A 13,331-nucleotide genomic window follows, 5' to 3' on the forward strand; every position below is an offset into this window, starting at 1 on the left:
GTCTGACGGGTTTGTCTGGTTTATCTGGTTTGTCCGCCCGGGGCGGTCAGGGACGGCGGCGCGGGGTCCTGCCGGTGATGGCCGCAACCACGGTTTCCTGCCGGAGCAGTCCCACGACCGTGCCCTCGCGGTTGATTACGGCGTACTCGCTGCCCTCCAGCTTTGAAAGGTAGGCGACGAGTTCCTGGCCGTTGGCGGCGTCGGGAATGTAGGCGCCGGGAGCCAGGGCGCGGGCGACGGCGTGGGCGGGGGTCTGCGGGGCGAGATGTTCGGGTACGGCGGAAAGCGCACCGGGATCGACTATCGCCTCCGGCTGCCCCGTGGGTGCAGTCAGAACCAGTGCGGTTCCGGGGCCGGCTGCTGCCGCGGCCTGCCGCACGTCAGTGACGGGCGTACCCGCGGGAACCTGTACCGCAGGCTCCATGAGTGCTGCGGCGGAGACAGCCGGAAGCCGCAGCCGCATGCGGGCATTGGTGATGGACGCTCCGGCCCCCATCCAGAGGAATCCGGACACCAGGGCGGTGATGAGCAGCAGGCTGAAGTCCGGAGTCCTGCCCTGGAGGAACGGCGGAATGACGATTGCCGCCACCAGGGCGGCGGCGATGATGCGCCCGGCCCAGCCGGCGGCTAGCGTTCCGCGGTCCTGGCTCCCGGTGGCTTTCCAGACAATTGTCTCTACGATCCTGCCGCCGTCCAGCGGCAGTCCGGGAAGGACGTTGAAGATGGCGACCAGGAGGTTGGCCCAAACGAAGATGTCTGCCAGCAGCCGGCCCACGGTACCGGGATCCAGGAACACCAGGAGCCCAAGCCCGGCCAGTGCGAGCAGGAAGTTGGCGGCGGGTCCGGCCAGCGCCACAACGAGTGACTTCCCGGGGGTGGCACGCACGTCGCCGAACTGGGTATGGCCGCCCCAAAGGGTCAGGACGATCCTGGGGGTGGGCCAGTTCCATGCCTTCGCGGTCAGCGCATGGGCCAGCTCGTGCACCAGGACTGAAAAGAGCAGGAGCAGGGCATAACCCAGTGCGACGGCGTAGGCAGACGCGGTGCCCAGGCCGGGGACCGCCGCGGCGACCCGCGGACCAAAGAGAAAGACGATGACTGCCGCGATGACGAACCAGGACCAGGCCAAGGTGACCGGTACCCCGCCGATCCTGCCCAGGGGGATGCCTTCGCTGCGCCGGGTCCGTGTTGGGTCCTGGCTCAACGTGCGGCTCCTTCCCCTGCCGAAACCAGGGCTTCGAGGTCCCGGATGGTCCGGCCGGCCAGGGTTTCCCACTGGACGCGCTGCGGATCTGCCGGAAGTGCCGTGATATGCGGAATTGCCACGGCGGACAACCCCGCTGCGTGGGCGGAGGTATAACCGGGGAAGGAATCCTCCAGGGCCGCGCAGCGCTCTTTCTCAAGACCTGGGACACCGGCGGCCAGCTGCTCGAAGGCCAGCTGGTAGGGGTCCGGATGCGGCTTCCCTCGCTCGACCATCTCCCCCGTCACAAGCAGGCGGAAGGTCCCCTCCGGGAGGTGGCCTGCAACAAGCTTCGCCAGCGGACCGGTGGACATGGTCACCATGGCACACGGAATGCCTGCCGCGGCGAGCTCTTCGAGCAGCTCGCGCGCACCCGGGCGCCACGGGACCTGCTGCGTCATCCGGGCGGCGACCTTTCCGGTCAGCGCCGAGATGACCTCTTCAACGCTGAGGCTGACACCTGCCTGCTGCAGGCGCCGGGCGGAATAAGGCAGCGCCTGGCCGATGAGTTCGACGGCGTCCTCGTCCGTCCAGGTGCCGCCGTGTTCGCGGACCAGGTCCTTTTCTGCCTGGATCCAGTACGGTTCGGTATCCACGATCGTTCCGTCAAGGTCCCAGAACACGGCCTGCAGGGCAGACTCGGGCACGTTCGGCGGGACGGGAATTCCAGGCAGGGGCATAACGCCAGTCTACGTGGCACGCCGCTGGATCCTTGCGCAGCGCCCGGTCTCCGGCGGCGCGCGGGACTGACAGTGCGCAGCCGGGGGCATAAGGTGAAATCGTGAGTAATACCGAAAACAGTCCGGCAGCGGGCCTTCAGGATTTCTTCGCCGGCGGCACCGGCGACCGGGTGACCGTGATGCTTGCTGCCTTCGAAGGCTGGAACGACGCCGGTGAAGCGGCCTCCGATGCGCTGAACTTCCTTTCCCTCTACTGGGACAGCGAGAAGATTGCCGGGATCGACGCCGACGAGTACTACGACTTCCAGTTCACCCGGCCCGCGATAGAGCGGACTTCCTCGGGCAAGCGGCGGATCAAGTGGCCCACCACCCGGATTTCACGGGCGGAGGTGCCGGGATCCAACCTGGACCTCATCCTGGTGACCGGCGTGGAGCCCTCGTACAAGTGGCGAGCGTATACGGCCGAGCTCATCGGCCTCGCCAAGGAACTGGATGTGGACTGCCTGGTGCTTGCCGGCGCCCTCCTCGCGGATGTCCCGCACACCCGGCCCATCCCGGTTACCGCCACCTGCGAAGAGGAGGACCTGCGGTCTCACCTGGATGTGGAACCTTCCGAGTATGAAGGTCCTATTGGAATCGTTGGAGTACTGGCCGAGGTGGCGGCACTGGCAGACATCCCCACGCTCTCGCTGTGGGCAGCCGTACCGCATTACGTGGGCCAGCCGCCCTCACCCAAGGCCCAGCTGGCGCTCCTCCACCGGATGGAGGAACTGCTGCAGGTCCCTATCGACACTTCGGTGCTGACTGAGGAAGCAGAGGCGTGGGAACGCGGCGTGGACGAACTTGCCACCGAAGATCCCGAGATCGCCGCGTACGTCCGCCAGCTCGAAGAAGCCAAGGACACCGCTGAGCTTCCCGAAGCTACCGGAGAGTCGATCGCCCGCGAATTCGAGCGCTACCTCAAGCGCCGCCGCCGGGACTAGATCCCGGCATCTGCCGGTTCCGGGGCGGGCATCAGGATGCGGAGTCCAGCCCCGGAACCAGCCAGCTAGCGGAGCGTGATGCCCAGGAGCGCGTCGAAGGCTGACGCGGCCAGATCGGCACCGTCGGCTGCAGCAGCAGGCGCAGCAGTTCCGGCGTCGAGGAGGCGGCCTGCCCAGTCGTCAGCAGCCGCCAGTGCTGCCGGGGCGTTCAGGTCGTCGGCCAGGGACAGACGGATCTGCTTGAGCAGCTGTTCGGCCGATTCCAAGTCCGTCAGGGGCAGTGCCTGCCGGTAACGGCGGAGCCGTTCTTCGGAGCGGGCCAGGTCTTCGGCGGTCCAGAACCAGTCCGAGCGGTAGTGGTGCCCGGCGAGCACAGTGCGGATGGCGGCCGGATCAACGCCTTCGGACCGAAGCTTCGACACCAGGACGAGGTTGCCCAGGGACTTGCTCATTTTCTCCCCGTCAAGGCCGACCATGCCGGCGTGGGCATAGTGCTGGGCCAGCGGTTCGCCCGAGCAGGCCCAGGCGTGGCCCGCGCTCATCTCGTGGTGCGGGAACACCAGGTCCGACCCGCCGGCCTGGACTGTGAACGGGGCGGGAAGGAACCTGCGGGCGATCACCGAGCATTCGATGTGCCATCCGGGGCGTCCGTCCCCCAGCGATCCGCCGGGCCACAGCGGTTCGCCCTTGCGGGCCACCCGCCAGAGCAGGGCGTCAAGCGGGTTGCGTTTCCCCGGCCGTTCCGGGTCTCCCCCGCGCTCAGCGAAAACAGGCATCATCTGGTCGGGCGTCAGGTTGGACACCTGGCCGAGGTGCCAGGCGTCAGCGCGGTCCTGCGCTGCCGCTGCTGCGGCGTCTACGGAGAAGTAGACATCGCCGTCGGGCTCGGTTCCGGTGCCCGGCACGCGGTAGGCGATTCCCCGCTCCAGGAGGTCTTCGACCACCGGCACGATCCACTCAATGGATTCGACGGCTCCAATATAGCTGCGCGGCGCCAGCACGTTGAGGGCTTCCATGTCTTCACGGAAGAGCTGTGTCTGTTCCTTGGCCAGTACGGTCCAGTCAACGCCCGTGGCATTTGCACGTTCCAGCAGCGGGTCGTCAATGTCGGTGACGTTCTGGACGTAGTTCACGGTGTGCCCGGCATCCCGCCACTGTCGGTTCAGCAGGTCGAAGGCCACATAGGTGGCGGCGTGTCCCATGTGAGTGGCGTCATACGGGGTGATTCCGCAGACATAAAGGCCGGCCTCGGGGCCAGGGACAACAGGTACCGTGCGGCGCAGCGCGGTGTCGAAGAGGACCAGTTCCGGGGATTGTCCGGGCAGTTCGGGAAGGGGGCGGGATTTCCAGGCGATCACGTATTCACTCTACTTACTTGGCAGGCTTGGTTCATTTCCGCGGCGGCAGGAAGCCAGCTCAGGGCTGCAGCACACCGAAGGCCAGGGCGATGTAGATCGCCACGCCGAGCCCAATGCGGTACCAGACGAACAGCTGGTAGCTGCGGGTGGACACGTAGCGCAGGAACCAGCCGATGATGACGAATCCGACGACGAAGGCCACCACGGTGGCCAGTGCGGTCTCTGCGCCGCCGTAGGGTCCCGTGTCTCCCCAGGACTTGGCCAGCTGGTAGAGGCCGCTGCCGTAAACGGCCGGAATGGCCAGCAGGAATGCGTAGCGCGCGGCGGCTTCACGGGTATACCCCATGAGCAGGCCGGCGGTGATGGTTCCGCCGGAACGGGAGACTCCGGGGATGAGGGCCAGCGCCTGGGCAAAACCGTAGAGGATGCCGTGCTTATAGGTGAGCTTGTCCAGGGTGCGCTGCTGTTTTCCTACGGCGTCGGCGACGGCGAGGATCACGCCAAAGACGATCAGCATGGTCGCCACGATCCACAGGCTGCGGAACGTTGATTCGATCTGGTCCTGGAACAGCAGGCCAAGGATCACAATCGGCAGGGTTCCCACGATAATCAGCCAGCCCATCCGGGCATCGGGGTCAGACCGCGGAACACGTCCGGCCAGCGACCCGAACCAGGCCTTGACGATCCGGACGATGTCTTTCCAGAAGTAGACAGCGACGGCGGTCTCGGTTCCCAGCTGGGTGATGGCCGTGAAGGCCGCTCCGGGATCCTGTGCCCCCGGAAGCAGTTCTCCGGCAATGCGCAGGTGTGCGCTGGAAGAAATGGGCAGGAACTCTGTCAGGCCTTGAAGAAAGCCCAGGAAAATCGCTTCGAACCAATTCACCCTACGACTCTAGGGCACACCGGCCCTGCCGCATGCCAGGCGTGGCCGCCGGCTGCGCGGCTAGCGGTCGCTGTGGGTCTGCGGATACCCGCCGGGGCGCGGCACGGGGCTCCCGGAATCGGTGTCCGTGCCGGAAGGGTACGACTCGCTGTCCACTCCGAAGCCGGGCCTGCGGAGCAGCTCTTCATCTTCGTCCAGGAGATCCTCGTCCGGCGCTTCTTCGTCGTCGTAGATCTCCAGCGGCGTCACTTCACCGTAGGCGTCGTAGAGGACCTCTTCGTAGACCTCAAAGGCGTCGGCGATGGCGAGGTACGCGTCTTCCACGGCCGGGTCTTTTTCTCCGCGGCGTGCGGCGGCAGCAGCGAGGTGCTCTTCGAAGGCAGCAACCAGGGACTGGAGTGCAACGCGCGGATCTATGGTCATGGACTAGACGTTAGCCCCAAAGGAGGCAAAATGGGATGGAAATGCGAGAACAAATTCTGAGACCGGACGTCTCGTTCAAGACCGCTCCCGCCAAGGACTATGAGTATCTTGTCCTCTCCGTAGGACCCCATGAGTCCCTTCCGGATGCCCGCAGGCTCATCACCGATCACGCCGAATACGGCAAGTGGGAGCTGCAGCGGACCCGCATCTACCGCGGCGGAACACATCGATACTGGCTGCGCCGGAAGATCATGCGGGTGACGCGCACTGTCTAGCCCGGGACCCGATGTCAGCCCTCAGCCACCGGACCCAGCACGGACCTGGCCATTGAGTCATGGGCCGAGTCCTCGCTTGAGGGATGGAACATCCCGGCCAGCACGTCGCGGTAGAGCCGTTCGAGTTCACTGCCCCTGAAATAGCCCGCTCCCCCGGCCACCTGCATGGCTGTTTCGACAATCCCCCGGGCGGTGCCGGTAGTGCGCAGCTTGAGGCCGGAAAGCCTGGGGAACCAGAAAGCACCGTGATCGGTGCCCGACTCAAGGTCGCGTGCCACGGCGTCGAGCTGCAGGACCACCCCGTCCAGGCGGATGGCTGCGTCCGCCACACGCCAGCGGGTATGCGGATCCTGGGCGGCCGGCAGCCCCTGCACGCTCCGCTTCTCCGCGGCAGCTGCGGCCAGCTCCAGTGCCCGCTCGGCGACGCCGGCGTAGACCGCGGACAAAAGTGTCTCGAAGAGGCTGAAGATTCCAAATACGAAAGCATCCGAGTGGGGTCCCACGGGAGTGTGCCGCACAATGCGTTCGGCGGGTACGGCGGCGCTCTCCAGGATGGTGGTCCGGGACTGCGAGGCCCGCATGCCCATCGTGTTCCAGTCATCGAGGGACGTGATGCCCGGTGTGCTGCGGTCGGCAAAGCCGAAAACCAGCTGGGGATCGCCGGGGCCGGACGTGTCCTTGCCGAAGATGCCCAGCCGGGTCCACGCCGGGGACAGGCTCGTGAAGATCTTGCGGCCGGTAAAGGCGTACCCGCCTCCGTCCTGTGGGACGGCCTCGGTCTTCGAATCGAAAAGGACCGCTGAATTGCCCGGTTCGGAGATGCCGAACGCAAACAGCTCGCCCCTGGCTGCCTCGTCAAGGACGAAGGACAGGGAATTGTCCCCGCGCAGGGACAGCAGGTGTGCCACGCCGCACCAGACCAGGTGCATGTTGACGGCCAGGGCGGTTGCCGGGGCGGCCGCGGCCAGGCGGCGCTGGCACCTCACGACGGCGGGGATGTCCAGGCCCAGGCCGCCCGCATCCTTCGGCGTGAAGAGCGTCAGGTATCCGGCGCTGCGCAGGTCCTCGAGGTCTTCCGTGAAAAATGCGTTGTCCTGGTCATACTGCGCTGCGCGGCCGCGCAGCGTTTCAAGGAGGGCGGGCGGCAGGATTTCTTCGGGGGACATCAAAACAGTTTCCTTTCACTAACACTCGGGGCGGGGACGGGGCAGGGACCTATGAGCCCCGCAGCAGCCGGCCCAGAACCCGCGTTCCGAACTTCAGCGAGTCGACCGGTACCCGTTCGTCCACGCCATGGAACATGCCGGTGAAGTCCAGGTCCTCGGGCAGGCGCAGTGGTGCAAACCCGTATCCGGTGATTCCCAGGCGGGAGAGGGATTTGTTGTCGGTGCCGCCGGACAGCGTGTAGGGAAGCACCGGGGCACCGGGGTCTTCAGCCTGCAGCGCCGCCACCATGGAGTCCACGAGATTGCCGGCGAAAGGAACTTCCAGGGACACGTCCTTGTGTTCGTAGCTGACGTCGATGCCCTCGCCCGCCAGCGACTTCACGATCTCCAGCAGCTGTTCTTCCTGTCCGGGGAGTGTCCGGGCATCGATGAACGCTTCAGCCGTGCCGGGAATGACGTTGTGCTTGTAGCCTGCCTCCAGCAGCGTGGGGTTGGCGGTGTTCTGCAGGGTGGCACCGACAAAGCGTGCCACCGTCCCGAGCTCCGCCAGCAGCTTTTCGGGGTTCTCCGGGTCGAACTCGACGCCGGTTAGTTCCGTGACGCCGTCCAGGAAAGCGCGGGTGGTGTCCGTGAGTTCAATCGGCCATTCGTAGGAGCCAATGCGTGCAACGGCCCCGGCGAGGCGGGTGACGGCGTTGTCGGTGTTGATCTGCGAGCCGTGTCCGGCGCGGCCGTGGGCTTTCAGGCGCAGCCAGGAGATGCCTTTTTCTGCGGTCTGCAGGAGGTAGGTCCGCCGTCCGCCGATGGTTGCCGAGAAACCGCCCACCTCGGAAATGGCTTCGCTGGCTCCCTCGAACAGCTCCGGACGATTCTCCACGGCCCACCCGGCGCCGTAGGTTCCGCCGGCTTCCTCATCAGCGAAGAAAGCAAAGATGATGTCCCGCCGCGGGCGGGTGCCGGTGCGGGCCATCTCCCGCATCACGGCAAGGATCATGGCGTCCATGTCCTTCATATCGACGGCGCCGCGGCCCCAGATGAGGCCGTCACGCTCTTCGCCGCTGAACGGGTCCACTGTCCAGTCCTGCTTCTGGGCGGGCACCACGTCCAGGTGACCGTGGACCACCAGTGCGGGCAGCGAGGAATCGGTGCCGGACATCCGGGTGACCACTGACGCCCGGCCCGGCGCGGATTCGAAGACGTCCGCTTTCAGTCCAACCTCTTCGATGAGGGCGGCAACGTACTCTGCTGCCCCTCGTTCCCCCGGACCGGACCCGTCTCCGTAGTTGGAGGTATCGATGCGGATCAGGTCCCGGCAGATGCGGGCTACTTCGTCTTCGGCGCGGATGCTCATGCGGCTCTCTCCTTGCTGGGCAGCTTTACGGCCCAGCCTAGCCATTCGCGGGTCTCCGGGTGGATCTTTGTTCCGGCGCATGTCCCGTAATAGTTGGCCCGCAAAACGCCGATTCGTTGTTCACGTGGAAACCGTGTTAGAGTTTTTCCCGTTGCAAACGAAGAAACGGAACAAAAACCGCTCTTCGGAAGACACCTAAGCGCGGGTGGCGGAATGGCAGACGCGCTAGCTTGAGGTGCTAGTCCTCTTATTGAGGGTGGGGGTTCAAGTCCCCCTCCGCGCACAACAGATGTCCTGGACATCGCGAAACACCCCGGTCTGCGGACCGGGGTGTTTTGGTTTTAACCAGCAGCTGCATATGTGGACCTCATCACACCTGCCTTGACTGCCAGCCCTGTGGTGCCCGCACCGGCTTGGTACCCTCGCAGTATGGACGGCAGCGGCTTCCTTAATGTGATCCTGGTGCTGTTCTTTGTCCTGCTGGGCGGGCTGTTCGCCGGGGCGGAAATGGCATTGGTGTCGCTCCGCGAGGGGCAGATGCTCCGCCTGGAGGCATCAGGCCGGAGGGGAGCGAAAATTGCCTCCCTGGCACGTAATCCCAACCTCTTCCTCTCCGCAATCCAGATCGGCGTCACCCTCTCCGGCTTCTTTTCCGCCGCGTACGGTGCGTCAGCCCTGGCTCCGGCCGTCTCCCCCGTGCTGGAGAGCTGGGGGCTTAATGCCGCAGCGGCCCAGACTGCGGCCTTCATCGCCATGACCCTGGTTGTGGCTTACCTGTCGCTGGTGTTCTCCGAACTCGTGCCCAAGCGCCTCGCCATGCAGAACGCGGAGGGGTTTGTCCGGGCCCTGGCACCTCCGCTGTCAGTGTTTGCCACCGTGATGCGTCCGGTCATCAAGCTGCTCTCCGTCTCGACCAACGGCGTCGTACGTGCCCTGGGCGGGGACCCGAACCTGAAGAACGTGCCCATCTCCCAGCAGGAACTGCTTGAAATGGTGAAGGCCAGCCCGGTATTGGCAGATGAAAGCCGGAGCATCCTTGCGGACGTCTTCGGTGCGGGGCAGCGGCTGCTCCAGGAAGTCATGCGGCCCCGCCCCCAGGTCCAGTTCCTCCAGGCGGAGCTGACGGTTGCCCAGGCACGTGAAGCAGTCCACGTCCTGCCGTACTCGCGTTACCCCGTAATCGCCGACTCCCCCGATGACGTCCTGGGCTTTGTCCATGTCAGGGATCTGCTGGGCCACCCCGGCTCTGCTTCCCGGACCAGGCTCCGCGATATCGTCCGACCAATCCTTTTCCTGCCTGGCACCGCCACCGTGCTTCCCACCCTGTCCAGGATGCGCCGGGAGAACAGCCACATCGCCGTCGTCGCCGACGAATACGGCGGAACCGACGGCATCGTGACGCTCGAGGACCTGGTGGAGGAACTTGTCGGGGAAATCTACGACGAGTACGACACCGGCAAGGACCCCGAGGACCGGCATCTGGATCTGGAAGGTGAGCTTGTGGTGGACGGCGGACTGATCCTGCAGGAATTTGACCGGCTCACAGGGATTGCGCTGCCGGAGGGCCAGTACGAAACCGTAGCCGGGTACATCCTGGAACGGCTGGGACGCATGGCTGTCCCTGGCGATACCGTCGCGGCTCCCGGAGGGAAGCTCCGAGTCCAGGACGTCGAACACCACCGCATCCGGTCCGTCCGTGTGATCCCCGATCCGGCCTCCAGCTAGCTGTCCGGCTGCGCCCGCCCGCGCCCGTAACAGACGATTACCGGCCCGGTGACCGGAAAACTGTCCTGCGCATTGCAGGGCTGTGCCGGACACGCGCAGAATACCGGGCATGAGCTCACCCGGTGGAAGCGAGGGAACGGCTACCGGCGGCGTGCCGCGGTCCGGAGACGGTCCACAGCTTAAGCGGGTGATGGGGACCAAGCTGCTGCTGCTGTTTATCGTCGGTGACATCCTGGGCACGGGCGTCTATGCGCTGACGGGCCGGATTGCCGGGGAAATCGGCGGGGCGGCGTGGGCGCCTATCCTCATCGCCTTCGCCGTCGCCACGATCACCGCGCTGTCCTACCTGGAACTGGTGACCAAGTACCCCCAGGCGGCAGGAGCCGCGCTGTATACGCACAAGGCCTTCGGTATTCACTTCCTGACGTTCCTGGTTACCTTCGCCGTCCTGTGTTCGGGCATCACATCCGCGTCAACCGCGGCCAAGTTCCTCGCCGAGAACTTCCTGGTGGGGTTCGGTCTTGGCTGGGGACAGTTCGGCGTCACGGCCATAGCCGTTGGATTCATGGTCCTCCTGGCACTCATCAACCTCCGGGGCGTAGGCGAAAGCATCAAATTCAACGTCTTCCTGACGGTCGTGGAGCTCACCGGCCTGCTGATCGTCATTGGAATCGGCTTCTGGGCCATGGGGCAGGGAAACGTGGATTTCTCCCGGACTGTGGTCTTTGAAACGGAGGGCGGGAAATCCATTTTCCTTGCTCTGACGGCAGCAACGTCCCTGGCTTTCTTTTCCATGGTTGGATTCGAAGACAGCGTGAACATGGCCGAGGAAACCCGCGACCCGGCGCGCATTTTTCCCAAGGTGATGCTCACCGGCCTGGGCATAACGGTCTTTATCTACCTTCTGGTGTCCGTAGCAGCTGTTGCGGTGGTCCCCGTGGGACAGCTTTCGGAGAGCCAGACGCCGCTGCTGGAGGTGGTGCAGGCCGGCGCGCCGGACTTCCCCATCGACGTCTTCTACCCGTTCCTGTCGATCTTCGCGGTAGCGAACACAGCGCTGATCAATATGCTCATGGCCAGCCGCCTTCTTTACGGCATGTCCAAGCAGGAGGTGCTGCCGCGCCCGCTGGCGCTGGTGCTCCCCGGACGCCGGACCCCGTGGGCATCGGTTGTCTTCACCACACTGATTGCAATCGGCGTGATCGTCCTCGTTACCAACGTGATGGGCGCCGATACGGTTTCCGCCCTTGGCGGGACGACCGCACTGCTGCTGCTGTGTGTCTTTACGGTCGTGAACATAGCGTGCCTGGTGCTGCGCAAATCCCCGCCCGATCCGGTGGAGGGCGAAGATCCCGCCGGCGGGCATGGTCCGGGACGCAAGACGTTCAGGTCCCCCGGGATCATGCCCTGGATCGGGGCACTGAGCTGCGCCTTCCTGGTAGGTCCGTGGGCGCAGGACCCGATCGAGTATTCAATCGCCGGCATCCTGCTGGCCATCGGCGTCGTGCTCTGGTTCTTCACCTGGCTGTGGAACCGCGGGGTGAAGGCCAAGCGCACCCGCTTTACTGATCCGGAGGAACTCCATGGCTAGCGTCATCGTCGGCTACGTCCCGGCGCCGGAGGGCGCAGCCGCCCTTGCCCACGCCCGGCGCGAGGCGGCCCTGTTCAAGGACAGGCTGGTTCTTGTCAACGTGCGCACTACCGGCAGGGGGCTGGGACACGGGCACAGCCATGGAGAGGACGCATCCGGTGAGCTTGACGCCATCACGGCGGAGCTGGAGGCAGCCGGGGCGGACTATATGATCATCCATCCGGAAGGCGACTACGACCCGGCCGAGGAGATTCTCTCCGCAGCGGCGCTGAACGACGGCCGGCTGATCGTCGTCGGCCTGCGCCACCGCACACCGGTGGGAAAGCTGATCCTTGGAAGCACCGCCCAGCGGGTGCTCCTGGAGGCGCCCTGCCCGGTCCTCTGCGTCAAAGCCGGACAATAGTTTTCCCGGCTGTTATGAACCGGCCCTGAGATCTGCGGCCATGGCCTCGATCCCTGTCCAGGTCTCTGCGAAAGACGTGGAGAGCGGCGACAGCCCCAGCCGAATGCCGTTGGGATTCCGGTAGTCGGGGATGATCCCCTGCTCCCAGAGCCTGGCTGTAACGTCCTTGAACGCAGGGTGGTCAACGGTGATGTGGCTGCCGCGCTGCGACGGATCGCGGGGAGAAGCCAGGACGGCGCCCAGCGGGGCGAGGACCTCATCGAACGCCTGTACGGCGAAGGACGTGAGCTGGACGGATTTCTCCCGCACGGCGTCCATTCCCGCTTCGGAAATGAGGGCGATCATGTCCTGCATGGCGAGCATCCCCAGGATGGGCGGGGTGCCGGAGACCACCCGCTGGATTCCGGGAGCCGGAACGAAGTCCCGGCCCATGCCGAACGGATCCCCTGCCCCGAGCCAGCCCCGGATGGGCTGGTTGAAATCATTCTGGTGCCGGGCCGCCACATAAGCCCAGGCCGGAGCACCCGGGCCGCCGTTGAGGTACTTGTAGCTGCAGCCCGCCGCATAGTCCACGTTCCAGGCATCCAGCTCCGCGGGAACAGAACCGGCGGAGTGGCAGAGGTCCCAGAGCACCCTGCCGCCCGTCCGGTGAACAAGCTCCGTGATCGCCGGCACGTCTGCGATGAAACCCGAGCGGTACGCGACGTGGCTGAGCACCACCAGGGAAGTCTGCGGCCCGACAGCGGCGGCAACCGACTCGGGCCGGACCCCGCCGTCGTAATCAGCTCCCACCCAGCGCAGGGTAAGGCCGCACTCGGCGGCGATGCCCTCCATGACATAGCGGTCCGTGGGGAAATTATCCCGGTCCAGGACGATTTCGGTCCGGTCTCCACCCGCGGCGACCGCGGCGCGGGCCAGTTTGTACAGCAGGACCGTGGTGGAATCTGCCACGATGCACTGGCCCGGCGCGGCGCCCAGCACCTGCAGGCCCAGCTCGTCACCGATCTGCCGCGGCAGTGCCAGCCACCCCTCGTCCCAGCCGCGGATCAGCCGGCCGCCCCACTGATTCCGCACAAACTCATTCAGGCGGTCCAGTGTGGCGGCCAGCGGCCGGCCCAGGGAATTCCCGTCCAGGTAGGCAGGCACGCCGGCGTCGTCATGGCCCAGGAACTTTTCCCGCATCCCCGCAAGCGGATCAGCAGAGTCCAGTTCCCGGGCACGGTCAGACAGGCGCGAAGTTGTTCTCATGG

The 13,331-nt window shown here is 65.5% G+C and carries 12 protein-coding genes, 1 tRNA gene and 1 pseudogene; 6 read left to right on the forward strand and 8 right to left on the reverse strand.

All coding sequences use genetic code 11. The features are described from left to right. Window positions 1–46 precede the first annotated feature (46 nt). The gene (locus NGB94_RS03275) at window positions 47–1,204 is read right to left on the reverse strand and encodes a site-2 protease family protein (RefSeq protein WP_325789058.1); all 1,158 of its coding nucleotides are present in this window, start codon (window positions 1,202–1,204) and stop codon (window positions 47–49) included. Next, entirely contained in the window at window positions 1,201–1,923 is a 723-nt protein-coding gene (locus tag NGB94_RS03280; protein ID WP_325789059.1) for an HAD family hydrolase, read from the reverse strand. The genes NGB94_RS03275 and NGB94_RS03280 overlap by 4 nt, the downstream gene beginning before the upstream one ends. A 101-nt stretch (window positions 1,924–2,024) precedes the next feature. Between NGB94_RS03280 and NGB94_RS03285 the strand changes: the two genes are divergently transcribed. Continuing rightward, window positions 2,025–2,906, forward strand: a complete 882-nt coding sequence (locus tag NGB94_RS03285) for a PAC2 family protein (RefSeq protein ID WP_325789061.1) — start codon at window positions 2,025–2,027, stop codon at window positions 2,904–2,906. Window positions 2,907–2,971: 65 nt separating this feature from the next. On the opposite strand, the gene mshC is transcribed toward NGB94_RS03285, so the two are convergent. The 3 genes and pseudogenes from mshC to NGB94_RS03300 form a co-directional block, all read right to left on the reverse strand. After that, window positions 2,972–4,264, reverse strand: a complete 1,293-nt coding sequence (mshC, locus tag NGB94_RS03290) for a cysteine--1-D-myo-inosityl 2-amino-2-deoxy-alpha-D-glucopyranoside ligase (RefSeq protein WP_325789062.1) — start codon at window positions 4,262–4,264, stop codon at window positions 2,972–2,974. 58 nt (window positions 4,265–4,322) lie between these two features. Then, complete coding sequence (locus NGB94_RS03295; RefSeq protein WP_325789063.1) at window positions 4,323–5,147, reverse strand: undecaprenyl-diphosphate phosphatase; 825 nt, start codon at window positions 5,145–5,147, stop codon at window positions 4,323–4,325. 177 nt (window positions 5,148–5,324) lie between these two features. Then, a pseudogene (locus NGB94_RS03300) lies at window positions 5,325–5,570 on the reverse strand (hypothetical protein); the annotation flags it as partial. Window positions 5,571–5,611: 41 nt separating this feature from the next. Here NGB94_RS03300 and NGB94_RS03305 point away from each other — a divergent pair. Next, the gene (locus NGB94_RS03305; protein WP_055242232.1) at window positions 5,612–5,845 is read left to right on the forward strand and encodes a DUF5703 family protein; all 234 of its coding nucleotides are present in this window, start codon (window positions 5,612–5,614) and stop codon (window positions 5,843–5,845) included. 14 nt (window positions 5,846–5,859) lie between these two features. On the opposite strand, the gene NGB94_RS03310 is transcribed toward NGB94_RS03305, so the two are convergent. Together NGB94_RS03310 and NGB94_RS03315 are read right to left on the reverse strand one after the other, a co-directional pair. Then, a complete protein-coding gene (locus NGB94_RS03310; RefSeq protein WP_325789065.1) occupies window positions 5,860–7,011 on the reverse strand; it encodes an acyl-CoA dehydrogenase family protein in 1,152 nt (383 codons plus the stop codon). Window positions 7,012–7,060: 49 nt separating this feature from the next. Beyond that, window positions 7,061–8,362, reverse strand: coding sequence for a M20/M25/M40 family metallo-hydrolase (locus tag NGB94_RS03315; RefSeq protein ID WP_325789067.1), 1,302 nt, complete (start codon window positions 8,360–8,362; stop codon window positions 7,061–7,063). Between the two features lie 199 nt (window positions 8,363–8,561). On the opposite strand from NGB94_RS03315, the gene NGB94_RS03320 reads away from it, so the two are divergent. The 4 genes from NGB94_RS03320 to NGB94_RS03335 all read left to right on the forward strand — a co-directional run bounded on the left by NGB94_RS03320 (window position 8,562) and on the right by NGB94_RS03335 (window position 12,081). Beyond that, window positions 8,562–8,645 (forward strand) — tRNA-Leu (locus NGB94_RS03320). 146 nt (window positions 8,646–8,791) lie between these two features. After that, complete coding sequence (locus NGB94_RS03325) at window positions 8,792–10,087, forward strand: hemolysin family protein (protein WP_325789069.1); 1,296 nt, start codon at window positions 8,792–8,794, stop codon at window positions 10,085–10,087. Window positions 10,088–10,196: 109 nt separating this feature from the next. Next, window positions 10,197–11,678: an APC family permease gene (locus tag NGB94_RS03330; protein ID WP_418910597.1), complete on the forward strand. Its 1,482-nt coding sequence runs from the start codon at window positions 10,197–10,199 to the stop codon at window positions 11,676–11,678. After that, window positions 11,671–12,081 (forward strand): universal stress protein, encoded by a 411-nt coding sequence (locus NGB94_RS03335; protein ID WP_325789070.1) that lies wholly within the window; start codon window positions 11,671–11,673, stop codon window positions 12,079–12,081. Before NGB94_RS03330 ends, NGB94_RS03335 begins: the two co-directional genes overlap by 8 nt. Window positions 12,082–12,093: 12 nt before the next feature. On the opposite strand, the gene NGB94_RS03340 is transcribed toward NGB94_RS03335, so the two are convergent. Further along, on the reverse strand, window positions 12,094–13,329 hold the full coding sequence (locus tag NGB94_RS03340) for a kynureninase (protein ID WP_325789072.1): 1,236 nt from the start codon (window positions 13,327–13,329) through the stop codon (window positions 12,094–12,096). Window positions 13,330–13,331: the final 2 nt, after the last annotated feature.

It is taken from the genome of Arthrobacter koreensis (genome assembly GCF_035792275.1).
GTDB classification, from domain to species: domain Bacteria; phylum Actinomycetota; class Actinomycetes; order Actinomycetales; family Micrococcaceae; genus Arthrobacter_B; species Arthrobacter_B koreensis_A.